18 protein-coding genes are annotated in these 23,925 nt (G+C 66.3%); 12 read left to right on the forward strand and 6 right to left on the reverse strand.

Annotation, left to right across the window (positions count from 1 at the left end; genetic code table 11):
* Positions 1-2: 2 nt before the first annotated feature.
* Both LV28_RS32990 and LV28_RS32995 read right to left on the reverse strand, forming a co-directional pair.
* Complete coding sequence (locus tag LV28_RS32990; protein ID WP_023595334.1) at positions 3-782, reverse strand: SDR family NAD(P)-dependent oxidoreductase; 780 nt, start codon at positions 780-782, stop codon at positions 3-5.
* Positions 779-2,107 (reverse strand): MFS transporter, encoded by a 1,329-nt coding sequence (locus LV28_RS32995; protein ID WP_025248946.1) that lies wholly within the window; start codon positions 2,105-2,107, stop codon positions 779-781. Before LV28_RS32995 ends, LV28_RS32990 begins: the two co-directional genes overlap by 4 nt.
* 260 nt (positions 2,108-2,367) lie before the next feature.
* On the opposite strand from LV28_RS32995, the gene LV28_RS33000 reads away from it, so the two are divergent.
* A complete protein-coding gene (locus tag LV28_RS33000) occupies positions 2,368-3,342 on the forward strand; it encodes a LysR family transcriptional regulator (protein WP_029753839.1) in 975 nt (324 codons plus the stop codon).
* Between the two features lie 491 nt (positions 3,343-3,833).
* Here LV28_RS33000 and LV28_RS49075 read toward each other — a convergent pair whose 3' ends face one another.
* The gene (locus tag LV28_RS49075) at positions 3,834-4,685 is read right to left on the reverse strand and encodes a hypothetical protein (protein WP_179948698.1); all 852 of its coding nucleotides are present in this window, start codon (positions 4,683-4,685) and stop codon (positions 3,834-3,836) included.
* Between the two features lie 74 nt (positions 4,686-4,759).
* On the opposite strand from LV28_RS49075, the gene LV28_RS33010 reads away from it, so the two are divergent.
* Both LV28_RS33010 and LV28_RS48715 read left to right on the forward strand, forming a co-directional pair.
* Positions 4,760-5,569: a MetQ/NlpA family ABC transporter substrate-binding protein gene (locus LV28_RS33010; RefSeq protein ID WP_038617971.1), complete on the forward strand. Its 810-nt coding sequence runs from the start codon at positions 4,760-4,762 to the stop codon at positions 5,567-5,569.
* A 172-nt stretch (positions 5,570-5,741) separates the two neighbouring features.
* Positions 5,742-5,903: a hypothetical protein gene (locus LV28_RS48715; protein ID WP_023595339.1), complete on the forward strand. Its 162-nt coding sequence runs from the start codon at positions 5,742-5,744 to the stop codon at positions 5,901-5,903.
* Positions 5,904-5,920: 17 nt separating this feature from the next.
* Here LV28_RS48715 and prpR read toward each other — a convergent pair whose 3' ends face one another.
* Positions 5,921-8,050, reverse strand: coding sequence for a propionate catabolism operon regulatory protein PrpR (gene prpR, locus LV28_RS33015; protein WP_235195521.1), 2,130 nt, complete (start codon positions 8,048-8,050; stop codon positions 5,921-5,923).
* A 352-nt stretch (positions 8,051-8,402) separates the two neighbouring features.
* On the opposite strand from prpR, the gene prpB reads away from it, so the two are divergent.
* The 5 genes from prpB to LV28_RS33040 are packed head-to-tail and all read left to right on the forward strand — an operon-like array spanning position 8,403 to position 15,765.
* A complete protein-coding gene (gene prpB / locus LV28_RS33020) occupies positions 8,403-9,293 on the forward strand; it encodes a methylisocitrate lyase (protein ID WP_023595342.1) in 891 nt (296 codons plus the stop codon).
* A gap of 27 nt (positions 9,294-9,320) precedes the next feature.
* Positions 9,321-10,472 carry a bifunctional 2-methylcitrate synthase/citrate synthase gene (gene prpC, locus LV28_RS33025; protein ID WP_038621244.1) on the forward strand — a complete coding sequence of 384 codons (1,152 nt, stop codon included), beginning with the start codon at positions 9,321-9,323 and terminating at the stop codon, positions 10,470-10,472.
* Positions 10,473-10,479: 7 nt separating this feature from the next.
* Positions 10,480-13,077 carry a Fe/S-dependent 2-methylisocitrate dehydratase AcnD gene (gene acnD / locus LV28_RS33030; protein ID WP_038617968.1) on the forward strand — a complete coding sequence of 866 codons (2,598 nt, stop codon included), beginning with the start codon at positions 10,480-10,482 and terminating at the stop codon, positions 13,075-13,077.
* Between the two features lie 11 nt (positions 13,078-13,088).
* Entirely contained in the window at positions 13,089-14,282 is a 1,194-nt protein-coding gene (gene prpF / locus LV28_RS33035; protein ID WP_038617965.1) for a 2-methylaconitate cis-trans isomerase PrpF, read from the forward strand.
* 34 nt (positions 14,283-14,316) lie between these two features.
* Positions 14,317-15,765: a bifunctional 2-methylcitrate dehydratase/aconitate hydratase gene (locus tag LV28_RS33040; protein ID WP_038617962.1), complete on the forward strand. Its 1,449-nt coding sequence runs from the start codon at positions 14,317-14,319 to the stop codon at positions 15,763-15,765.
* A 104-nt stretch (positions 15,766-15,869) separates the two neighbouring features.
* Here the strand turns inward: LV28_RS33040 and LV28_RS33045 are convergent, their stop codons facing one another.
* Positions 15,870-17,021 (reverse strand): glycerate kinase, encoded by a 1,152-nt coding sequence (locus tag LV28_RS33045; RefSeq protein WP_023595347.1) that lies wholly within the window; start codon positions 17,019-17,021, stop codon positions 15,870-15,872.
* Between the two features lie 505 nt (positions 17,022-17,526).
* Between LV28_RS33045 and LV28_RS33050 the strand changes: the two genes are divergently transcribed.
* The 4 genes from LV28_RS33050 to glpK all read left to right on the forward strand — a co-directional run bounded on the left by LV28_RS33050 (position 17,527) and on the right by glpK (position 22,362).
* Positions 17,527-18,015 carry a hypothetical protein gene (locus LV28_RS33050; protein WP_147291572.1) on the forward strand — a complete coding sequence of 163 codons (489 nt, stop codon included), beginning with the start codon at positions 17,527-17,529 and terminating at the stop codon, positions 18,013-18,015.
* Between the two features lie 227 nt (positions 18,016-18,242).
* On the forward strand, positions 18,243-19,091 hold the full coding sequence (locus LV28_RS33055; RefSeq protein WP_023595349.1) for a DeoR/GlpR family DNA-binding transcription regulator: 849 nt from the start codon (positions 18,243-18,245) through the stop codon (positions 19,089-19,091).
* A gap of 193 nt (positions 19,092-19,284) precedes the next feature.
* Positions 19,285-20,823 carry a glycerol-3-phosphate dehydrogenase gene (gene glpD, locus LV28_RS33060; protein WP_023595350.1) on the forward strand — a complete coding sequence of 513 codons (1,539 nt, stop codon included), beginning with the start codon at positions 19,285-19,287 and terminating at the stop codon, positions 20,821-20,823.
* A gap of 36 nt (positions 20,824-20,859) precedes the next feature.
* A complete protein-coding gene (glpK, locus tag LV28_RS33065; RefSeq protein ID WP_023595351.1) occupies positions 20,860-22,362 on the forward strand; it encodes a glycerol kinase GlpK in 1,503 nt (500 codons plus the stop codon).
* Between the two features lie 789 nt (positions 22,363-23,151).
* Here the strand turns inward: glpK and LV28_RS33070 are convergent.
* On the reverse strand, positions 23,152-23,856 hold the full coding sequence (locus LV28_RS33070) for a fumarylacetoacetate hydrolase family protein (protein WP_023595353.1): 705 nt from the start codon (positions 23,854-23,856) through the stop codon (positions 23,152-23,154).
* Positions 23,857-23,925 lie beyond the last annotated feature (69 nt).

Genomic DNA, 23,925 nt, shown 5'->3' on the forward strand with positions numbered 1-23,925 from the left:
GCTCACGTGTTGAGCAGCAGGCCGTTTTCGATGGCGAGCACCTGGCCGGTCATCGCGGGCGCATGGGCGGCGAGGAACCAGGCCAGTTCGGCGATTTCCGACGGCTGCGACACGCGCTTGAGCGGTGCGTTCTCGCGCATGCCGTCGACCACACGGGCATAGGCGTCGTCCCCGAGCACGCGTCGCAGCAAGCCGTCGTCGACCATGCCCGGTGCGATGGCGTTCACGCGTACGTGCGGCGCGAGATTGCGGGCGAGCGAGAGCGTGAGCGAGTTCACCGCACCCTTCGACGCCGCGTAAGCGATCGATGACCCGGTGCCGTTGAGCGACGCCAGCGACGAAATGTTGATGACACTCGCCGACGCCGCGCCCGAGACGCGCTCGCGCATGAGCGGTGCGGCCGCACGCGTCATCTGGAACATGCCGACGAGGTTCACGCGGTAGACGCGTTCAAACTCGCCCGCGTCGATGGCTTCGAGATCGCCGTGCGGGATCACCCGTGTGGTGCCGGCGCTGTTGACCAGGGCGTCGAGCCTGCCCCATTGCGCGGCCACCGCGTCGACCATGCGGCGGCACGCGGCATCGTCTCCCACATCGGCGTCCACGACGAGCGTTTGCGTGCCGGCCTGACGGCACTGGGCGGCCACGGCCTCGGCCGCCGCGCGGGTGCTGTCGTCGAAGTTGTTGATCGCCACGGCCCACCCGTCGCGCGCGAAGCGCAGGGCGGTCGCGGCGCCGATACCCGTGGCGGCACCGGTCACGAGGCAAACGCGCGCGCTCATGCCTGACCCCGTTGCGGCTTGAGCGAGAGTACGAGCAACGCGCCGGCGACGAGCGCGCATGCCAGCACGATCATGCCCGGCAGCAGTTGCCCGGTGCTGTCCTTGAGATAGCCGATCACGTAGGGGCTGACGAAGCCGGCGAGATTGCCGGTCGAGTTGATCAGCGCGATGGCCGCGGCGGCGCCCGCCCCGCTCATCATGGCCGTGGGAATGCCCCAGAACACCGGCGCGATCGAGTTGATGCCGATGGCGGCGACGATGAGCGCGGCGATCGACCACCACAGGTGTTGGGCGAGCAACACGGAGGCGAGCATGCCGGCGGCGCCCAGCAGGCAGCACACGGCCACGTGCACGCGGCGTTCGTTGCGTCGATCCGCATGGCCGGCCACGAGAATCATGGCCACCGCGCTGATGAGCGACGGCACCGCGGAGAGCAGCCCGATGTTGCCGAGGTTGGCAACGCCCGCCGCGCGAATCATCGTCGGCATCCAGAACACGAGGCCGTAATTGCCCATCGCGATGCAGAAGTAGAGCAGGCCGAGCAGCCACACCTTGCCGTTGCCGAACACCTCGCGCACGCTATGACGCGCACGCGTGCTGTCGTCGGCGGCGAGGTCCTGCGCCAGCATGCGCTTCTCGTCGGCGCTCAGCCACTTCACCGTCTCGATGCGATCCTGCAGCACGAAGAAGGCCGCGATACCCACGGCGAGCGACGCGACCCCTTCGATCAGAAAGAGCCACTGCCATCCCGCAAAGCCGTGCAACCCGCCGAACTGCTGCATGATCCAGCCCGACAACGGACCGCCGATGGCGCCCGAGACCGGAATCGCGACCATGAACAGGGCAATGATCCGTGAGCGCTTGTTCGACGGGAACCACGTGGCCAGATACAGCACGATGCCGGGGAAGAACCCGGCTTCGGCCACGCCGAGCAGGAAGCGCAGCACGTAGAACGACACCGGGCCCTGCGTGAACATCGTCAGGCACGAAATGATCGACCAGGTGACCATGATGCGCGCGATCCACATGCGCGCGCCTACCCGGTGAAGGATCAGATTGCTCGGCACCTCGAAGATGAAATAGCCGAGGAAGAACACACCGGCGCCCGCGCCGTAGACGGTCTCCGACAGCGAGAGGTCCGTGAGCATCTGCAACTTCGCGAAGCTCACGTTCACGCGGTCTATGTACGCGACGATGAACGCGAGGAACAAAAACGGGATGATGTGCCAGGTCAGCTTGCGATACAGCGCGTCGCGCTGCGTCGGGTCCAGCGCGGCGAGTGCGCCGGCGTGCGGCTGCGCGCCGTCGGAAAGGGACGTGCTCATGAATGTTGTCTCCGTGGATGCGTGCCGTGGGGCACGTCGAATTATCCGGCAGCGTGGCGCACGTTCGGTTATGCGCGAAGTCTCGGCGCGCGGCGGGCAATGCACCCGGTGCCGGTCGTCGTTGCCTCGCGGGAATGCTGTGCGACATCGCTGCTCGTTCGAAGAGTAAGGGGGCGACGGCCCGCGCGGCAAATCACACTTTGCGTGCGCGACATTACCATTTGGTTATGATTGGGGCGTCGCTTCCTCTCATTGCCGTCATGAACACGATCTCATCGGGCGCCACGCCCGGCGATTCGATGGAACGCTTTTTCCGCAGCGGTCTGAAGCTTGGGCACCTGCGCATTCTCGTCGCGCTAGGCGAACTGCGTCAGGTCACGCGCGTGGCGGCGGCGTTTCATGTCACGCAGCCCGCCATCTCCAAGCAGATCGCGGAGATCGAGGACGCCCTCGGTGCGCCGGTCGTGCGGCGCGTGGGCAACGCCGTCGAATTGACCGGGATCGGGCGCGTGCTCATCGAGCGCGGGCGGGAGATCCTGCGGCAGATCGAACTGGCGAGGCGCGACGTCAGCGCATTGACCGCCGGGACGGCCGGTCATGTGCGCTTCGGCGCCGTGGTCACGATCCCGCAACCGCTGATCGCGCATGCGGTCGAGCTGTTCACGCGTCGCGCCCCGAACGCTTCTTTCTCGTTCGTGGAGGCGACGCTGGATCGACTCCTGAAAATGATGGACGAGGGGAACCTCGATCTGGCGCTCGGGCGCAACCGCGTGACCGGGCACTTGCCGGTGATGCGCCATGAAGCGTTGCATCACGAGCCGTTCGTGTTCGTGGTGGGCGCGCGTCACGCGTTAGGCGGACCCGATACGCCCGTGGCATGGCACGACCTGCGGGACGTGCGCTGGATCACGCCGATGCGGGGCTCACCGGCGTTCGCGACGATGGCGGAGATTCTGGCCGAGCACGGTGTGACCTTGCAACGCCCAGCCATCGAATCGAGCTCGCTGGCGCTCAATCTGTCGCTGCTGCGCGGTGGCGATTTCGTCTCGATACTGCCGCTCTCGCTCGCGCGCCGCTACGTGCAGCGCGGCACGATGCGCGTGCTGCCGTTGCCGCCGCTGGGACCGCTGGGCGAGGCGATTCTGTACTGGCGCGAAGACACGACAACGCCGGCCGCGCAGTTGTTCGCCGCCTGCCTGCGCGAATCGTCGGCCGAAGTGATCGACGCGAACTGATTCGCGTGATCGGGTTGTCTTGCGCCGGAATGCTTGCCTGGCGTGGCGTCGAGGGACGTCGGCGCGTCGTGTATATGTCGTTGACGAGGCGTTGGAGCAGGGGCAGGCGATTTCAGCGTTTCACGAACGATACATTTTCCGTACACTCGGTCCCGATGTCTCGGAAATTGAGTTATTAATTTCTTTTAAATCAACGGGTTGAGTCGTCTGGCACGGAATTCGCGTCTGTGAATCGCGTATGGCGACGCGCCAACCCGGAATTCCCGCAGGCTGTTGGCAAGGCTCCCCTGTGCATGCGTGCACGGGAGGGCTCGCTATTGCCCACGAATTTGGCTGACGCGCCCACGCCGTAACGCTGAACCTTCTGGCGGGGTTCCGCGTGTTTCGGAATGAGATTGCGCGTGCGCGGGGAGGGGACCATGAACGGGTTCAAGGCGACGATGGTGGGTGCGGCGGCGGTGGCCATGCTGTGCGGCATTTCGATCAATGCGTCATATGCCGCCGGAGGGGGTGGCGGACGTGGCGGCGGCGGTGGGATGGGTTTCGGCGGCGGGGGCTTCGGAGGGCTGGGAGCCTTCGGCGGCCCAGGCGGCCCCGGCGGCGGTGTGGGGATCGGCATTGGTGGCGCGGGCGGTTGCGGCTGCGGCGGCCACAGCGGCGGTGGTGGCGGCGGCGGTGGCGGCGGCGGTGGCGGCGGCGGTGGCGGCGGTGGCGGTGGCGGTGGTGGTGGTGGTGGTGGTGGTGGTGGTGGTGGTGGCGGTGGTGGTGGTGGTGGTGGTGGTGGTGGTGGTGGCGGTGGCGGTGGCGGTGGTGGCGGTGGTGGTACAGGAGGCGGTACTGGTGGCGGTGGCGTCGGTGCGAGCAGCGGCGGTGGCGGCGGTGTCGGCGGCCCGGGCGGTCGTGGTATCGGTGGTGCCGCGGGCGGAAACGGACTGGCCGCGTTCGGCGGTCCGAGCGGTTTCGGTGGCGGCGGGGGATGTTCGATGAACGGTCAGAACGGTGAGGAACCGTGCCCCTGAGCCAATGATTGGGCTGTCGTCGCGCGCAAGGCTTGCGTGGGCTTCAGCGCTGTGGAAGGCATCTTGCAGGTTAATCGTCGGTTCCTGACGCGACCGGCTGGCGGCTTCGCCGCTTGCCGTGCCACCCCCCCGGCCCGTGATCAGGCTGTTCTCCCGGCGATGCGCCCCTTCGGTTGTCCGAAGGGGCGTTTTTTTGGGGGTGAGCAGACCGTCGACAGCAGTGGGGATATGGAAATGCCGATTATGTATTTCGCGTAAACCCGCATCTGTGGCAGCATCGCGGGTCTGGGTGACGATGGCGGCAGTGGGCCGCGCGTGGCCCACGTGGGCCCACCCGGCTCACACGATACTGAACGGGCGCCCATCAGGCGCCAGACAAGCAAAAGGAGAATTCGCACATGCTGTCCCGTCAACTGATCCATGCGATCCTCGGCGCCACGCTGGCCGTGGCTTCGCTCGGCGCCGCCGCGCAGACCGCCGACAAGCCCCTGAAGGTCGGCACGATGGCCGGCTCGGACGCCCAGATCTTCGAAGTCGTGAAGCAGGTCGCGCATAAGCGCGGCCTCGAAATCAAGATCATCGAGTTCAGTGACTACGCACAGCCCAACGCCGCGCTCGATGCCGGCGATCTGGACGCCAACGGCTTTCAGCACAAGCCGTTCCTCGATAGCCAGGTCAAGGATCGCGGCTACAAGATCGTGAGCGCGGGACTCACTTACGTCTCACCACTGGGCTTCTATTCCAGGAAGTACAAGTCGCTCAAGGATCTGCCCAACGGCGCGAAGGTCGGTATCCAGAACGACCCGTCGAACGGTAACCGCGCCCTGCTGCTGTTGCAGAAAGAGGGGCTGATCAAGTTGCGCGCCGGTGCCGGCGTCGACGGCAAGAACGCCACGCCGCTCGATATCGCCGAGAACCCGAAGAAGCTGAAGATCGTGGAATTGGAAGCCGCGCAATTGCCGCGTGCATTGCCGGACCTCGACGCCGCGTCGATCAACACCAACTTCGCGGCGCAGGCCGGTCTGGTGCCCAAGCGCGATGCGATTGCCATCGAGGACCTGAAGGGGCCTTACGCGAACCTGATCGCCGTGCGCGCGAAGGATGCGAACAAGCCCTGGGTCAAGCAACTGGTCGACGCTTACGACTCGGACGAAGTCAAGCAGTTCATCGACAAGCAGTTCAAGGGCGCGCTCATCGCCACGTGGTAAGCCACGATGCCGTGGCGTGCCTTGCACGCCGCGCGGCCGGTGGGCAAAAAAACCGGGGCCATGGTCCCGGTTTTTTCATGCGCGCATCATTTGCAACGCGTCGTGCACCACGTCGCTGGCATGAAAGCGTTTGACTAGAATGGAAGTGTCATTCCGACGCAGGGGGGGCGCCATGTCCATGCTCAACGTTTCGATGATGCTCGTGGCATTGCTTGTCGGCTTCGCCGTCGGCATGCTGGTCGACCATTTCTGGGTCACCCATCACGACGAGCCCGCCAATCACAAGCGACTCGACTGGCACGAGATGTGGGAGCGTATCCGCCACCAGCACTGACGCTGGCATCCCGCCGGTCAGTTGCCGGGATGCTCGCGCAGCTTTCGCCATAGCGTCGACCGGCTGATGCCCAGCGCCTCGCAGGCGGCGCCCCGGTCGCCGCCGCACGCCGCGAGCGTGGCGCGAATGCGTGCCAGTTCCTCGGCGGCGCGTCGGGCGCGCCCGGTCTGCGCCAGTGGCGCGGCGCCGGTCTGACGCACTCCGGGCTCGCCGACTTGCCGTCCCCCGTGCGTGGGGGGAACATCGGGCGACGCCGGCGCATCGATGCGCAGGGGGGCGCCACCCGCCGGATCGAGTTCCGGTGCAATCTCGACCAGCCGTGCGCGATCGATCTCACGCGCCTCCACCACATCGGCGCAGACGACCGCAATGCGCTCGAGCAGATTTTCCAGTTCGCGCACATTGCCGGGCCAGCGATAAGTCGCCAGCAGTGGCAGTAGCGACGCCTGCAGGGCTTCGACGCTCATGCGCGCGCCGGCGCGCGCGAGGGCGCGCTCCAGAAAGAGCGGGGTGAGGCGTGGCAGGTCGTCCATGCGCTCGCGCAACGGCGGCAGCACCATGCGCAGGATGTTGAGCCGGTAATACAGGTCTTCGCGGAACAGACCGGCGGCCACCTGCTGCCGAAGGTCGCGGTGCGTTGCGGCGATCACGCGCACGTCGCACGGCACCGGTTCGGTCGCGCCGAGCCGCAGCACCTCGCGCTCCTGAAGCACGCGCAGCAGGCGCGTTTGCAGCGGCATCGGCATTTCGCCGATTTCGTCGAGAAAGATCGTGCCGTTGTGGGCCGTCTCGAACAGGCCGGCCTTGCCGCCGCGCCGCGCGCCGGAGAACGCGCCGTCTTCATAGCCGAAGAGCTCGCTCTCGAGCAGCGTCTCGGGAAACGCCGCGCAATTGATCGCCACGAAGGGATAGTCGCGTCGTCGACTGGCGTTGTGGATGCCCTGCGCGAGCAATTCCTTGCCGGTGCCGCTCTCGCCGTGCACAAGCACGGTCGAATCCGTCTGGGCGTAGCGGCGCGCCAGCGCGCGCACCTGCGTCATCGCAGCCGAGTCGCCGATCAGATCGTCGAGCCGGTAGCGCGCCACAAGGTGTCGCGGGCGGTGACGCGAACGCAGCGAACGGTCCACACGCGCAAACGCTTGCGAGTCCTGGCACGTGAGGAGCGCGCCTGTGAGCGTGCCCTGATCCAGCAGCGGGATGCGGTTGACGACCCACGTCTTGCCCGCCATGGAAACGATCGCCTCCAGTTCGGCGCTCGCGCTCTCCAGGGTGCGGGAAATGTCCAGTGCCGGCGCGATGGCGTCGAGCGGTCGGCCGACGGCGTCGATCGCATTCACGCCGAGCATGCCGGCCATCGACGCATTGATCGCCTCCACCCGGCCATCGAGGTCGACGGCGGCCACGCCTTCGTGCAGATGTCGGAGCACGGTGTCGAGACGCTCGCGCCGCTGCGCTTCGATGCGTCCGAAGCGCGCGACTTCCAGCGCCGTGTCGAACGCCGCGCGCACCGAGTCCTGCGAATAGAGAAACACGCCCGTGAGCCCCGCGCGCTCGGCCAGTTCGGTCACCAGGCCGGGGCCGACGATGACTTCCATGCCTTCGTCGCGCAGTCGATGCACGAGGTCTTCGGCGTCATGCGCGTCGTGATAGGCATGCTGCGGGATATCGAGATGAAACGCGCTCTTGAAGCGTTCGAATTCGGCGGCCGGGCGTGCATACGACACCAACGCGATGCGCGACGCAGGCGATGGCGAGGGCAGTGCGCGGCGCGCCCGGGCGAGCGCGTGCATGACATCGAAGCCGGTGACTTTCACGAGCACGACGGGCAGTGCGACGCGCTCGCGCAGGAATGCGCCATTCGAGCCCGCCGCGACGATACCGTCGACGCTGCCCGCGGGCAGCCGCGCCAGCGCGTCGATCACGGCTTCGTAGCCTTTGTCGATGATCTGGACGTCGGCGACGGCCGTGTAATCGGGCACGATGTCGCGATAGAGTTCGCCGAGCTTGCTGATGCCCACCGCCCAGATCACCGGCTTCCTGACGGCGGTGACGGTCGACTGCGCAAGCGCCGTGCGCAACAATCCGCCGGAGGCGGGCAGTGGCATCGGCACACGGGCGGACAGGTCGGTAGCGTTGGGTTTCGGCATGGCGCGGCTTGTGGAAAAGCGAGGGCGACGCGTCAGTCTGGGCGCGTGGAACAGCAATGATCGTAGCATATTGCGACAACGCGTTTCATATTTCGTTTCAAATTGAAATGTTTTGCGACGTGGTCGCAGCGCGGCGCACGGGGTTCGCCTTGACGTAAACGTCAGGTGCGCGAAGAATTTCCTTTGATAAATGAACGCGTTACGCATTGGTGCGCCGCGTGCGACGCCCGGTGCGATCAGCCTGCTCCGGCGTCTGGCACGCTCATTGCTATAACAAGCCACTGCATTTCAACCCAGCGCGATCCGGCGATTTCCGACCGTTCGTCGCGCGTGACACGACCGAGGGATTCACGTGACGCAAACCATTCGTTCGGCCGGCGCCGCCTTCCGCGAGGCCGTCAAGACCGAGCAACCGTTGCAGGTTGTCGGTGCGATCAACGCCAACCACGCCCTGCTGGCCAAGGCGGCCGGCTTCAAGGCGATTTATCTGTCCGGCGGCGGCGTCGCGGCCGGCTCGCTCGGGTTGCCCGATCTGGGCATCTCCACGCTCGACGATGTGCTGACCGATGTGCGCCGCATTACGGACGTCTGCGACCTGCCGCTGCTGGTCGATGTCGACACCGGGTTCGGTCCGTCGGCGTTCAACATTGCACGTACGGTGCAGTCGCTCATCAAATTCGGCGCCGGCGCCATGCACATCGAGGATCAGGTCGGCGCGAAGCGTTGCGGCCACCGTCCGGGCAAGGCGATCGTGACACAGCAGGAGATGGTCGATCGCATCAAGGCCGCGGTCGACGCGCGCACCGACGAGAACTTCGTCATCATGGCGCGTACGGACGCGTTGGCCGTGGAAGGTCTGCAGGCGGCCATCGACCGCGCTTGCGCGTGCGTGGAAGCGGGCGCCGACATGATCTTCCCGGAAGCGATGACCGAACTGCCGATGTACCGCCAGTTCGCCGATGCGGTGAAGGTGCCGGTGCTCGCCAACATCACCGAGTTCGGCTCGACCCCGTTGTTCACCGTGGAAGAGCTCAGGAGCGCGCAGGTCGGGTTGGTGCTGTATCCGCTGTCGGCGTTCCGCGCGATGAACAAGGCGGCCGAGAACGTGTACCACACGATTCGTCGCGACGGCACGCAAAAGGCCGTGCTCGACACCATGCAAACCCGCGCCGAGCTCTATGAGAGCATTGGCTATCACGCGTACGAGCAGAAGCTCGACGCGTTGTTCGCGCAACAGAAATAACCGAATCCCTGATCTGGAGGAATGAGCATGAGCGAGACGACCGCCACCGGCTTCAAGCCCAAGAAATCCGTCGCCCTGTCGGGCGTGACCGCCGGCAACACCGCCTTGTGTACGGTGGGCCGCTCGGGCAACGACCTGCACTATCGCGGCTACGACATCCTGGATCTGGCGCAGACCTCGGAGTTCGAGGAAATCGCGTATCTGCTGGTCTACGGCAAGCTGCCGACGGTGGCTGAACTGCGTGGCTACAAGGCCAAACTCAAGTCGCTGCGTGGCCTGCCGGCCGCGGTGAAGGAAGCCCTCGAGGCCGTGCCCGCCGCCGCGCACCCGATGGACGTGATGCGCACCGGGGTGTCGGTGCTGGGCACCGTGCTGCCCGAAAAGGACGATCACAACATTCCGGGCGCGCGCGACATTGCCGATCGCCTCATGGCGAGCCTGGGCTCGATGCTCCTGTACTGGTTCCACTACAGCCAGAATGGCGTGCGCATCGATGTCGAGACCGACGACGACAGCATCGGCGGCCACTTCCTGCACCTGCTCCACGGTCGGAAGCCGTCGGATCAGTGGGTGCGTGCGATGCACACGTCGCTGATCCTGTACGCCGAGCACGAGTTCAACGCATCGACCTTCACCGCTCGCGTGATCGCGGGCACGGGTTCCGACATGCACTCGGCCATTACCGGCGCCATCGGCGCACTGCGCGGTCCGAAGCATGGCGGCGCCAACGAAGTGGCGTTCGAAGTGCAAAAGCGTTACGACTCGCCGGACGAGGCCGAGGCCGACATCCGCAAGCGTGTCGAGAACAAGGAAGTGATCATCGGCTTCGGTCACCCCGTCTATACCGTGAGCGACCCGCGCAACAAGGTCATCAAGGAAGTCGCGCATCAGTTGTCGAAAGATCAGCAGAACACTGCCATGTACGACATCGCCGAGCGTCTGGAGTCGGTCATGTGGGACGTCAAGAAGATGTTCCCGAACCTCGACTGGTTCAGCGCCGTGAGCTATCACATGATGGGCGTGCCGACCGCGATGTTCACGCCGCTGTTCGTGATCGCCCGTACGTCGGGTTGGAGCGCACACATCATCGAGCAGCGCATCGACAACAAGATCATTCGCCCGAGCGCCAACTACACCGGTCCGGAAGATCGGAAGTTCGTACCGATCGAGCAACGCTGAGCCGTCCATGAACACCGAATACCGTAAATCGCTGCCCGGCACGTCGCTGGATTACTTCGACGCCCGCGCTGCCGTCGAGGCCATCGCGCCGGGCGCCTACGACACCTTGCCCTACACGTCGCGCGTGCTCGCCGAGAACCTCGTGCGCCGGTGCGATCCGGCCACGCTGGCCGAGTCGCTCAGGCAACTGATCGAGCGACGCCGCGACCTCGACTTTCCGTGGTTTCCCGCCCGTGTGGTGTGCCACGACATTCTTGGCCAGACGGCGCTCGTCGACCTCGCCGGTCTGCGTGATGCGATTGCCGCGCAAGGGGGCGATCCGGCGCTCGTGAACCCGGTGGTGCCCACGCAACTTGTGGTCGATCACTCCCTGGCGGTGGAGTGCGGCGGTTTCGATCCGGATGCCTTCGCCAAGAACCGCGCCATCGAAGATCGCCGCAACGAAGACCGCTTCGACTTCATCAACTGGACGAAGAAGGCGTTTCGCAACGTCGACGTGATTCCGCCGGGCAACGGCATTCTTCACCAGATCAACCTGGAGCGCATGAGCCCGGTGATTCAGGTGACGGACGGCGTGGCGTATCCCGACACGCTCGTGGGCACCGATTCGCATACCCCGATGGTCGATGCCCTCGGCGTGATTGCCGTCGGCGTGGGCGGGCTCGAAGCGGAAAGTGTGATGCTTGGGCGTGCCTCGTGGATGCGTTTGCCGGACATCGTCGGCGTGGAGCTCACGGGCAAACCGCAGCCGGGCATCACCGCCACGGACATCGTGCTCGCGCTCACCGAATTCCTGCGCAAGGAAAAGGTGGTCTCGGCCTACCTCGAGTTCTACGGCGAGGGCGCGGCGAATCTCACGTTGGGCGATCGGGCCACGATCTCGAACATGGCCCCCGAGTTCGGCGCCACGGCCGCGATGTTCTACATCGACGCGCAGACCATCAAATATCTGAAGCTCACCGGTCGCGACGACGCGCTCGTCGCGTTGGTCGAGACCTACGCCCGGCAGACCGGCCTGTGGGCCGACAGCCTGAAGACGGCGGTGTACGAGCGCGTGCTCCGGTTCGATCTGTCGAGCGTGGTGCGCAATATTGCGGGGCCGTCGAATCCGCACAAGCGCGTGCCCACGAGCGAGCTGGCAGCACGGGGCATCAGCGGCAAGGTGGAGAACGAGCCGGGGCGCATGCCCGACGGCGCGGTCATCATTGCCGCGATCACGAGCTGCACGAACACCAACAACCCGCGCAACATGATCGCGGCGGGGTTGTTCGCGCGCAATGCGAATCGCGCCGGCCTCGCGCGCAAGCCGTGGGTGAAGAGCTCGCTGGCCCCTGGCTCCAAGGCCGTTACGCTGTATCTCGAAGCGGCGGGGCTGCTGCCTGAGCTGGAAAAGCTCGGCTTCGGCGTGGTCGCGTACGCTTGCACGTCGTGCAACGGCATGTCGGGTGCGCTCGACCCGGCGATCCAGCAGGAGATCATCGAGCGCGACCTTTACGCGACCGCCGTGCTCTCGGGCAATCGCAACTTCGACGGCCGCATCCACCCGTACGCGAAGCAGGCGTTTCTCGCATCGCCGCCGCTGGTGGTGGCCTACGCCATTGCCGGCACGATCCGCTTCGACATCGAAAAAGACGTGCTCGGCGTGGACGCCGACGGCAAGCCGCTGCGGCTGGCCGACCTGTGGCCGACAGACGAGGAGATCGACGCGATCGTCGCCAGCAGCGTCAAGCCGGAGCAGTTCCGGCGCGTGTACGAACCGATGTTCGCCGCGTCGGTGGCGCAGGGCGAGCGCGCCGAGCCGCTGTACGACTGGCGCGAGAAGAGCACCTATATTCGCCGGCCACCATACTGGGAAGGCGCGTTGGCCGGTGAGCGCAAGCTGCGCGGCATGCGGGCGCTGGCCGTGCTGGGCGACAACATCACGACCGACCACCTCTCGCCGTCGAACGCCATCATGGCCGACAGTGCGGCGGGCGAGTACCTGGCGAAGATGGGCCTGCCGGAAGAGGACTTCAATTCGTACGCCACACATCGCGGCGATCACCTGACGGCGCAACGCGCCACGTTCGCCAACCCGACGCTCAAGAACGAGATGGTCGTGGTCGACGGTCAGGTCAAGGCGGGCTCGCTCGCGCGCATCGAGCCGGAAGGCAAGATCACGCGCATGTGGGAAGCCATCGAGACCTATATGGCGCGCAAGCAGCCGCTCATCGTGATCGCCGGGGCCGACTACGGTCAGGGCTCGTCACGGGACTGGGCGGCCAAGGGCGTGCGTCTGGCCGGCACCGAGGCGATCGTTGCGGAAGGCTTCGAGCGTATTCACCGCACCAACCTCGTGGGCATGGGCGTGTTGCCGCTCGAGTTCAAACCGGGTACCAATCGCAAGACGCTCGGCATCGACGGCAGCGAGACGTTCGACGTGATCGGCGAGCGCACGCCGCGCGCCGAGCTGACGCTGGTGATCCACCGCCGCAACGGCGAGCGCGTGGAGGTGCCCGTGACCTGCCGTCTCGATACGGCGGAGGAAGTCTCGATTTATGAGGCGGGCGGGGTGCTGCAGCGCTTCGCTCAGGACTTTCTGGAATCGTCGCAAGCGGCGGCCTGAGGAGAGACGTGATGGCGCATCAGCCACAAATCCGCATCCCCGCCACGTATATGCGCGGCGGCACCAGCAAGGGCGTGTTTTTCCGGCTTCAGGACCTGCCGCCCGCGGCGCAGACGCCGGGCGCGGCGCGCGACGCGCTGCTCATGCGTGTGATCGGCAGCCCCGACCCGTACGGCAAGCAGATCGACGGCATGGGCGGCGCCACGTCGAGCACGAGCAAGACGGTCATCATCGCGAAGAGCGAGCGCCCCGGGCACGATGTGGACTACCTGTTCGGGCAGGTCTCGATCGACTCGAAGTTCGTCGACTGGAGCGGCAATTGCGGCAACCTGTCGGCGGCCGTCGGCCCGTTCGCCATCAGCGGCGGGCTGGTCGATCCGGCGCGGGTGCCGTGCGATGGCGTGGCCGTCGTGCGTATCTGGCAGGCGAACATCGGCAAGACGATCGTTGCGCACGTGCCGATGACCGACGGTGCGGTGCAGGAGACGGGGGATTTCGAGCTCGACGGCGTGACCTTTCCCGCCGCGGAGGTGCAGCTGGAATTTCTCGACCCGGCCGCCGAGGAAGACGGTGACGGCGGCGGGGCGATGTTCCCGACAGGCCATCTCGTCGACGACCTCGAAGTGCCCGGCGTGGGCACGTTCAAGGCCACGATGATCAATGCCGGCATTCCGACCATCTTCCTCAACGCGGAGGATATCGGCTACCGCGGCACGGAATTGCAGGACGCGATCAACGGCGACCCCAAGGCGCTCGCGATGTTCGAGACGATCCGCGCGCACGGGGCGATTCGCATGGGACTGATCAAGGACGTGTCGGAGGCGGCCATCCGCCAGCACACGCCCAAGGTCGCGTTCGTGGCAAAGCCGGCGAGCTACACCGCGTCGAGCGGCAAGGCCGTCGACGCGGGCGACATCGACTTGCTGGTGCGCGCGTTGTCGATGGGCAAGCTGCACCACGCGATGATGGGCACGGCGGCGGTCTGCATCGGGGCCGCGGCCTCGATTCCGGGCACGCTCGTCAATCTGGCGGCCGGCGGCGGGGCGCGTAACGCCGTGCGCTTCGGGCATCCGTCGGGTACGCTGCGCGTGGGTGCCGAGGCGAAGGAAGTCGGTGGCGAATGGACGGTCACGAAGGCCATCATGAGCCGCAGCGCGCGCGTGTTGATGGAAGGATGGGTGCGCGTTCCGGGGGACGCGTTCTGAAGGTGAACCGCTGATGTGTTGACGGAGGTGGACAATGTCCTCAGGCATCTCGAACGTGCGCCCCGCACCCGACAAGGTTCTCACGGATATTGTCGACTACGTCCTCTCCTACGAGATCCGCAGCGATCTGGCCTTCGAGACCGCTCGCTATTGTCTGATCGACACGCTCGGCTGCGGCTTCGAGGCGCTCTCCTATCCCGCCTGCACCAAATTGCTCGGGCCCATCGTGCCGGGGACGGTCGTGCCCAACGGCGCGAAGGTGCCCGGCACGCCCTATCAGCTCGATCCGGTACAGGCGGCGTTCAGCCTCGGGGCGATGATTCGCTGGCTCGACTTCAACGACACCTGGCTGGCGGCCGAGTGGGGACATCCGTCCGATAACCTGGGCGGCATTCTGATGACCGCCGACTGGCTGTCGCGCACGGCCGTGGCGCAGGGGCTGCCCGCGCTCACGATGCGCCATGTACTCACCGCCATGATCAAGGCGCACGAAATCCAGGGCTGTCTCGCACTGGAAAACGCGTTCAACCAGGTCGGACTCGATCACGTCGTGCTGGTGAAGGTGGCGTCGACAGCGGTCGTTGGGGAAATGCTCGGCCTGTCGCGAGACGAAATGATCAATGCGCTGTCGCTCGCGTTCGTCGACGGTCAGAGCCTGCGCACCTATCGACATGCCCCGAACACCGGCAGCCGGAAGTCCTGGGCGGCAGGCGATGCGACCAGCCGCGCGGTGCGTCTCGCGCTCATGGCCCGCACCGGGGAGATGGGGTATCCGTCGGTGCTCACGGCCAAGCCATGGGGCTTCTACGACGTGCTGTTCAGGGGGCGGCCGTTTGCGTTCCAGCGACCGTACGGGACCTACGTCATGGAGAACGTGCTGTTCAAGATCTCGTTTCCCGCCGAATTCCATGCGCAAACGGCCGCCGAGGCGGCGATGACGCTGCATGGTCGCCTGCAGGCGATGGGGCGCAGTGCGCAGGACATCGCTTCGGTTGTCATTCGCACGCATGCGGCGGCGATTCGCATCATCGACAAGCAGGGGCCGCTTGCCAATCCTGCCGACCGCGATCACTGCATCCAGTACATGGTGGCGGTGCCGCTGTTGTTCGGGCGGCTCACGGCCGATGACTACGAAGACGGGGTCGCGGCCGATCCGCGTATCGACGCGTTGCGTGCGAAGATCGTCTGCCAGGAAGACCCGCGGTTCACGCGCGACTACCACGATCCGGACAAGCGCTCGATCGCCAACGGATTGACGGTGACGCTCGCCGACGGTACCCGGCTCGACGAAGTGCTGGTGGAGTATCCGATTGGCCACAGGCGCCGTCGGGCGCAGGGCATGCCGCTGCTGGTGGAGAAATTCAAGACGAACCTCGCGCGGCGCTTCGCCGCGCGACAGCAGACGCGTATTCTCGACGTTGCGCTCGATCAGCAGCGACTCGAGGCCATGCCCGTGCACCAGTTCGTTGATTTGCTGGTGTGACCGCCGAGCGCGACAGCGTGCCGCCGCGCCGCCGTCGAAGCGAGGCGCGATGAACGGCGCGACAAGAAGCGGCGCGCGATGTGCCCGATGTGCGCCGCGGGGACTCAGGCCTTGTGCGAGTAGCGCAGGCGGGCCATTTGCTCGGCGCTGTCGGTCAGCAGGCCGGCGGCATCGGCGATGGCCTTTTCCAGCGTGGTCGGCCCGAACGTCAGCGAGAAGCAACCGGAGAATACGCGCGACAGGTTCTCGAGCGCGCCGCGGTCGATGGCGCCGGACAGCAGCGAGGCCGTCGCCCCCGCCTTGATCGCGATTTGTGCGGCGATCATCGGGGTCTTGCCGGAGAGTGTCTGGCCGTCGCTGCGACCTTCGCCGGTGATGAGCCAGTCGGCACCTTCCACCGCCTGCGGCAGGCCGACGCGCTCGGCCACGACCTCGGCGCCGGAACGGAACTGCGCGCCCAGCAGATGCAGAGCGAAGCCCAGTCCGCCCGCTGCACCGGCGCCAGCACGGCTGGCCGCCTCGTTGGCATTGAACGCGCGATGCGCATGTCCGGCGAAGTGCGCGATGGCGCGGTCGAGCGGTTCGATCTGCGCTTGGCTTACGCCCTTCTGCGGCCCGAAGATCGCCGTGGCGCCCTGCGTGCCGTTGAGCGGATTGTTCACATCGGACATGGCGATCAGTTCGCAGTCCTTCAGACGTGCGTCGAGACCGTTCAGATCGATGGAGGCGACCCGGTGCAGGGCGGCCGGCACCGGCGGCACCACCTCGCCCGCATCGTCGAGAAGTCGCGCACCGAGGCCGACGAGCAGGCCGGCGCCGCCGTCGTTCGTGCTGCTGCCGCCCAGGCCGATGAGCACGCGGCGCGCACCGGTGTCGAGCAGGGCGCGCAGCAATTCGCCAAGGCCCACGGTCGAGCGTTCCGCCACGGGCGTCTGCATGCCGACCGGATCGGTAATGCTCACCACGTTGGCGCTCTCGAGCACACCGGTGCCGTCGGGCATGACGCCGTACTCGGCCGTCACCGACGCCTGACCCGCGCCACGCACCGACAGCGGCACGCGGCGTCCGCCGGCCGAGAGCAGGGCGTCGAGCGTACCCTCGCCGCCGTCGGCCATGGGGCGCAGCCGCAAATCGGCCTGCGGCAACGCACGCGCGATGCCTGCGGCAATGGCGCGCGCCACTTCCGGCGCACTCAACGAACCTTTGAACGAATCGGGGGCGATGACGATGATCGGGGCTTGCGCGTTGCTGGACATGGAAATCGGGACAGTCGCAAAAATGGATACGGATTGGCGGCGCTCGCGCGCCCCACGGGTGCCAACATTCGGCCCGCGCGTCGTTGTCGCTTTTGGCGTACCGGCCGGACGGTCAATCCGGGGCCCGGTGGGCGGGGTGCACTTCGGCTCGCGGCAGGATCGTGCGCGAGGCGCAGCGGCGCAGTGTGACAGAAACCAGCAATATACGCGATTCGGGCCAGCGCGCATTGCGCGAATTGCCATGCTATGAATAACACGGGTAAGATGAGCGCCAACTGGCGGTGCGTGGCAGGCGATACACCGGCGGCGCCAGTGCCGAATTCGGCAGCACTAACGAACATGACGGCGTGCGTTGCGGCCTGACACGGATGCATCAAGACATCGCGTGGCCGCAGCCATCGGGCGCCGCGACCAGATACCAGGTTGTCGTCACCACGGCGCCCGCCCGCGCGGCCGGCGCCGCACAAGGCGCGTGCGGCAACCGTTTGCGAGCGTGGAGCAGGGCATGAACCGGGGAATGGGCAGGATTTCCATGACGATGCGCGGGGCAACGCGCAATGTTGCAGGGGCGCTGGCGCTGGCCATGTGGCTGACCGGTTGCGCACCGACGGCACCCGTCGTGGCGAAGGAAGAACCGCCGCTGGGCAGCGTCGCCGACGTTGCACCGGAAAATGTAAAAGTCGAGACGTTGCCGGCCTATCGCGACACGGTCGAGGATGCCCGCGCGAACGGCGCGGTCTGGCAGGGATCGTCCAAAAAGACGTATGTACGCGTGAGTGCCTGCACGGCGAGGCTGTGGAAGAAGCAACTGCCGTACGCGCGTTTGCAGCGCAGCAAGGCGGGTGCCGGCCAGACGCTGCAACTCTCTTCGTCCGAAGACGGCGTACTCGCCATTCTCGACCTGGCGCCGCACCGACCGGGCAGCGAAGGCTCGCTCTATCTGGGCGCCACGGGCCCGCAATCGCTTGCCGACGCCGTGCGTCAGTGCCTCTGAGTTGGTCCTCGCGAGTCGCCGGGGGATTCCGGCCCGGCGCGCGCGACACGCCACCCCTCACCCGGTCGCGCGATATCGCGCCATATTGAGCTAGCCTCCCGGACCACGCCGATGGCCGCGCCGGCTGTCACGGTGCCGTCACCGACATGCCATACAACGGCGGGGTATCATGACGGCAAACGCGCGGCCGCCCGGGCCGTGCGAAGGCTTTTACTGCGTGTGTTCCGATGTCCCATACCGAATCCGCCGAAACTGTCGCGCCCACCGGTGCCTCCGAGGCGCTCGCTGTCGGCGGCGACACCGCGCCCGCTTCGCTGAACCCGCGTCAGGAAGCGCTCTTCGATGCGGTTCGCCGTGACGGTTTTCTCACGGTCGACGAGCTCGCGGTGCGTTTCGACGTCACGCCGCAAACGATCCGTCGCGATATCAATTTCCTGGCCGAGCGCAAGTGGGTGCGGCGCTATCACGGTGGCGTGGGGTTGCCGGGCGGCGCGGAAAACGACGCCTACGACGCCCGCCAAACGCAACTCGCCGACGAAAAGCGCCGCATCGCCGTGCGCCTTGCCGAACAGATTCCCGATCACGCTTCGCTGTTCATCAACCTCGGTACCACGACCGAAGCGGTCGCGCGCGCGCTCTCGCGCCATCGCGGCTTGCGTGTCATCACCAACAACCTGCACGTGGCGGCCATGATGAGCAGCTACGCGGATGCCGAGGTCATCATTACCGGTGGTGTCGTTCGCGCCCGTGACCAGGGCGTGACCGGCGAAGCGACGCTCGATTTCATCCGACAGTTCAAAGTCGACTTTGGCATTGTGGGCATCTCGGCCATCGATGCCGACGGCACGCTGCGTGACTTCGATTACCGCGAAGTGCGTGTTGCCGAGGCCATCATCGCGCATTCGCGGACGGTGTTTCTGGCCGCGGATCACAGCAAGTTCGGCCGCCCCGCGCTCGTCCGCCTGGGCCATTTGTCGCAAATCGATGCGCTTTTCACCGACCGCCCGGTGCCACCCGGCATGGCGCAGGTGATTGCCGAGGCCGGCACCCTGGTCCACGTGGCAGACGACGCCTGACCCCCCGGCGCGAACTCGCGCATCGGTACCGCAAAATGCGCGAATCCGAAACTCAAGTCGCGTGATCTGTTAGAATTCGAACATTGATGTTCGTAAGTGAACGTAATTGAGCACAAAACGAACGCAAAACGAACATCAATCGAACATTTTCGAACTTTCACAGATTTGACGCCCATTTCCCGGGAGTGACGCCGTGCAGACACCTGCCCAATCGCCATCGGACAACCCGCTCGCGCCCTACGACCTGTTGATCGTGGGCGGAGGCATCAACGGCACGGGCATCGCGCGCGACGCGGCCGGGCGCGGCCTTCGCGTGCTGCTCGTCGAGCAGGACGATCTCGCCTCGCACACGTCGTCGGCCAGCACCAAGCTGATTCACGGCGGGCTGCGCTATCTCGAGTATTACGAATTCGGTCTGGTGCGCAAGGCGTTGCAAGAGCGTGAGGTATTGCTGCGCGCGGCGCCGCACATCATGTGGCCATTGCGCTTTGTCATGCCGCACATGCCGAATCTGCGCCCGGCGTGGCTGATTCGCGCGGGCCTGTTCCTGTACGATCATCTGGCGCGACGCGAAATCCTGCCCGGCTCGCGCGGCATCGATCTGCGCCGGCATCCGGCCGGCGCGCCGCTGCGACGCGATCTGACGCGCGGTTTCGTATACTCCGACGGCTGGGTGCAGGACGCGCGCCTGGTCGTACTCAATGCGCAGGATGCCGCCGAGCGTGGTGCGACCATTCTCACGCGCACGCGACTCATCGGCGCCGAGCGCGGCGACACGCTGTGGATCGCCCAGTTGGAAACCCCGGAAGGCACGCATCAGACCGTGCGCGCGAGGGCCATCGTCAATGCGGCGGGGCCGTGGGTCGGACATTTGCTGGGCGATGTGCTTCACCAGCAGGCAACGCACCGCGTGCGCATGGTCAAGGGCAGCCACATCGTCACGCGCAGACTGTTCGATCACGATCACGCCTACATCTTCCAGAACCCCGACAAGCGCATCATCTTTGCGATTCCGTACGAGGGCGAGTTCACGCTGATCGGCACGACCGATATCGAATACCACGGCGACCCGGCGAAGGTGGCGATCGACGATGAAGAGATCGCTTACCTCTGCAAGTCGGCGAGCGAATATTTCACCAAGGCAATCGCGCCGGCCGACGTCGTATGGACCTACGCGGGCGTGCGGCCGCTGATGGAGGAGGAAGTCTCGAATCCGTCGGCGGTCACGCGCGACTACAAGCTCGAACTCGACGCCCCGGTCAGTCGCGCGCCCCTGCTCTCGGTCTTCGGGGGCAAGATCACGACATACCGGCGCCTGGCCGAGGAGGCCATGTCGCACTTGCGAGGCCCCCTCGGGTTCACGCACGGCGACTGGACGGCGGCGGCACCGTTGCCAGGCGGCGACATGGCACAGCCGGACGCCGGCGCCTTCGCGGCGTCGCTACAGGCGCAACTGCCGTGGTTGCCGCGGACGCTCGCGCAGCGCTATGCACGCACGTACGGCACGCGCACGCACGTCCTCGTCGGTGAAGCCAATTCGCTCGACGGTCTGGGCGAGTGTGTCTGCGGCGATCTCTACGACGCCGAGCTGCGCTATCTTGTGCAGTACGAATGGGCTTGCACCGCGCAGGACGTGCTATGGCGTCGCACCAAGCTGGGACTGCATGTCGGTCCGCAAGGCGAGGCCCGCGTGCGGGAATGGTTCGCGCAACACAGGGAAATGGCCGCCTGAGTGCCGTTACCAGCGAAGAGACAGGAGGCAAGCACGATGGCAGGGGGCAAGTACATCCTCGCGTTCGATCAGGGCACCACCAGCTCACGGGCGTTGCTGTTCGATCGCGACGGACGTGTCGTGTCGACCGCGCAGAAGGAGTTTCGCCAGATTTATCCGCATCCGGGCTGGGTCGAACACGACCCGCGCGAGATCTGGGCAACGCAAGCCGGCGTCGCCGCCGAGGCGCTCACGCACGCCGGCGTCGGCGGGATCGACATCGCCGCCATCGGGATCACCAACCAGCGAGAGACGACCATCGTGTGGGATCGTCGGACCGGCGAGCCCGTCTACAACGCCATCGTCTGGCAGGACCGGCGCACCGCGGACTTCTGCGACGGTTTGCGCGCGGGCGGCCACGAGGCGCTCGTCTCGAGCCGCACGGGTCTTCGGATCGACGCCTACTTCTCGGGCAGCAAGGTGCGCTGGATTCTCGATAACGTCGACGGTGCGCGCGACGCGGCCGAGGCCGGGCATCTCGCGTTCGGCACGGTCGACAGCTGGCTCGTGTGGCATCTCACGGGCGGTGCACTGCATGCAACCGACGTATCGAATGCGTCGCGCACCATGCTTTTCAACATTCACTCGCTCGAATGGGACGACGAACTGCTTGCGCTGCTCGGCGTGCCGCGCAGCATGTTGCCGGACGTGCGTTCGTCGAGCGAAGTCTACGGCCATACGGCGACGCCGCTGTTCTCCGCGCCGGTGCCGATTGCCGGCATCGCGGGCGATCAGCAGGCGGCGCTCTTCGGGCAGATGTGTCTCGCGCCGGGCATGGTGAAGAACACATACGGCACCGGTTGCTTCATGGTGATGAACACCGGCGACAAGCCCCAAGTGTCGAGCCATAACCTGCTCACGACCGTGGCCTGGAAGATCGGCGACCGTGTGGACTACGCGCTGGAGGGCAGCATCTTCATTGGCGGCGCGGTGGTTCAGTGGCTGCGCGACGGACTGGGCATCATCCGGCATTCGCGCGACGTCGAGGCGCTCGCGACCAGCGTGCCCGACGCCGACGGCGTGGTACTCGTTCCCGCCTTCGCCGGTCTTGGCGCACCGCACTGGCAGCCGCGCGCGCGCGGCACGCTGTTCGGCGCCACGCGCGGCACGACGGCCGCGCATGTGGCGCGTGCGGCACTCGACAGCATCGCCTTCCAGACGCTCGACGTGCTGCGCGCCATGGAGGCGGACGCTGGCATGCAGGTGGCCGAGCTGCGCGTGGACGGCGGGGCGGCCGCGAACGATCTGCTCATGCAGTGGCAGGCGGACCTGCTCGGCGCGGATGTCGTGCGGCCGGAGGTCATCGAAACGACGGCCGCCGGGGCCGCCTATCTGGCGGGGCTGGCGGTCGGCTTCTGGCCCGATATCGACACGCTCGAGCGTCAGTGGAAACTCCAGCGACGCTTCTCGCGCCATTTGTCCGAGGACGAGATTGCGCGGGCGGTGAGCCGTTGGCAGCGCGCGGTACGCGCGGCGAAGTCCTGGGCGGAAGACGCCTGAGCAAGCGCCGTCGTCAGCGCAGCGCCCGGCCCGGTGCGACGTGGCGGCGGTCGCCGGCGGCATCGTGACGCCGGTGCCGCCAGCTCGCGCATCGTTCGCGCGGATGGCGTCGGTCCGATTTCGCTGATTTCGCCGATCTCGCCGGGCTCGCCGGTGAGAGCGAGCGGGCGCAGGGACTCAGGGCGCAAGGCCCGGTTCGGCGCATTTGCATGATCCCCTCCCTGACGGTGTCGGCCGTCGATTTCCAGCACGAGGTGCAATCCGTCCGCGCTCGGGGCGCTCCCGGCGAAGGATAGGCATCGGGCGTGCCGGGGCCATGTGGCGTTCATGGCTTGATTCCCGAGACAGTCGACTCAGCGAAGAGGCTTCCCCGAGAGCGGACGGCTTGCCCCATGCTTTATGCGAGAAGCATGCCAATCGATGCAAGCCGATGAATTCAATGGGGAATTCACCATTCGAAACGCGTGGGTCGTCAGTGTGCGCGCGAAAACGTTTCAGGATTGAAAGGCTGCCTGAGCGGCTCGCGGAAGATGTTGCATCGCAGGGATTCGATTGCCGAAGGGACGAGCGGCGAGAAGGGCAATACCGTATCGGTGACGGCAAATTAGGCAATGGACTTGACAGTCAATGCCGGCGGGCATTTGCGACGTCGGAAGGTGACTTATGCAAAGGGTTATCAACAGATGTTGTGGATATCCTTGACGGTCCCGCGCGGCAGGCCCGCCCCGGCCACGAGACCGGAGCGGGCCGTGCGGCACCGCGGCACCGCGGCATCGCGGCATCGCGGTGTCAGGCGGCCGGTGCCTTGCCGATCGTGAAGGCGATCTCACCGACGCCGGCAACGCCCGCGCTCACCTTGTCGCCGGGTTCGAGCGGTCCCACGCCGGCCGGCGTGCCCGTGAAGATCAGATCGCCCGGTGCCAGTCTGACGCTGCGCGAGATCTCGGCAATGAGATCGGGCACGGACCAGATCAGTTCGTTGAGGTCGCCCGTCTGACGATTCTCGCCGTTCACGTCCAGCCACACGCGGCCTTCCTTCGGATGACCGACCTGCGCGACAGCGTGCAAGGGGCCGCACGGCGCCGAGGCGTCGAACGCCTTGCCCCAGTCCCATGGGCGGCGCGTGTCCTTGGCCTGCTGCTGCAAGTCGCGGCGGGTGAGATCCACGCCAACGCCATATCCCCACACCAGCGACAGCGCCTGGTTCGCGTCGACGTTCTCGCCCGGGGCGCCAATGGCCACCACCAGTTCGATTTCGTGATGCAGCTCGCGGGTGAGCGGCGGGTAGGGCAGCGTGCCGCTGGCGGGCACCACGGCGTCGGCCGGCTTCATGAAGAAGAAGGGCGGCTCGCGGTCCGGATTGCTGCCCATCTCGCGCGCGTGGGCGGCGTAGTTACGGCCGACGCAGAACACGCGGCGCACGGGAAAGCGGGCATCGCTGCCCGCCACGGCGACCGACGCCTGGGGCGGCGCCGAAATGACGAATTGGCTCATGAGAAGACTCGGGTCCGGTATGCAACAAAAGCGGAAACAACAACCAATGAAACAGCATGGGCGCTGCCG

Source organism: Pandoraea pnomenusa, from assembly GCF_000767615.3.
Taxonomy (GTDB): domain Bacteria; phylum Pseudomonadota; class Gammaproteobacteria; order Burkholderiales; family Burkholderiaceae; genus Pandoraea; species Pandoraea pnomenusa.

Bases quoted from the DNA above. Each gene is read 5' to 3' on its own strand.
- LV28_RS32990 (WP_023595334.1), bottom strand. From the start codon at position 782: ATGAGCGCGCGCGTTTGCCTCGTGACCGGTGCCGCCACGGGTATCGGC.
- prpF (WP_038617965.1), top strand. From the start codon at position 13,089: ATGGCGCATCAGCCACAAATCCGCATCCCCGCCACGTATATGCGCGGC.
- glpK (WP_023595351.1), top strand. From the start codon at position 20,860: ATGGCAGGGGGCAAGTACATCCTCGCGTTCGATCAGGGCACCACCAGC.
- LV28_RS33055 (WP_023595349.1), top strand. From the start codon at position 18,243: ATGTCCCATACCGAATCCGCCGAAACTGTCGCGCCCACCGGTGCCTCC.
- LV28_RS33000 (WP_029753839.1), top strand. From the start codon at position 2,368: ATGAACACGATCTCATCGGGCGCCACGCCCGGCGATTCGATGGAACGC.
- LV28_RS33040 (WP_038617962.1), top strand. From the start codon at position 14,317: ATGTCCTCAGGCATCTCGAACGTGCGCCCCGCACCCGACAAGGTTCTC.
- LV28_RS33010 (WP_038617971.1), top strand. From the start codon at position 4,760: ATGCTGTCCCGTCAACTGATCCATGCGATCCTCGGCGCCACGCTGGCC.
- prpC (WP_038621244.1), top strand. From the start codon at position 9,321: ATGAGCGAGACGACCGCCACCGGCTTCAAGCCCAAGAAATCCGTCGCC.
- prpR (WP_235195521.1), bottom strand. From the start codon at position 8,050: ATGCCGAAACCCAACGCTACCGACCTGTCCGCCCGTGTGCCGATGCCA.
- LV28_RS32995 (WP_025248946.1), bottom strand. From the start codon at position 2,107: ATGAGCACGTCCCTTTCCGACGGCGCGCAGCCGCACGCCGGCGCACTC.
- LV28_RS33050 (WP_147291572.1), top strand. From the start codon at position 17,527: ATGAACCGGGGAATGGGCAGGATTTCCATGACGATGCGCGGGGCAACG.
- acnD (WP_038617968.1), top strand. From the start codon at position 10,480: ATGAACACCGAATACCGTAAATCGCTGCCCGGCACGTCGCTGGATTAC.
- LV28_RS33045 (WP_023595347.1), bottom strand. From the start codon at position 17,021: ATGTCCAGCAACGCGCAAGCCCCGATCATCGTCATCGCCCCCGATTCG.
- LV28_RS48715 (WP_023595339.1), top strand. From the start codon at position 5,742: ATGTCCATGCTCAACGTTTCGATGATGCTCGTGGCATTGCTTGTCGGC.
- LV28_RS33070 (WP_023595353.1), bottom strand. From the start codon at position 23,856: ATGAGCCAATTCGTCATTTCGGCGCCGCCCCAGGCGTCGGTCGCCGTG.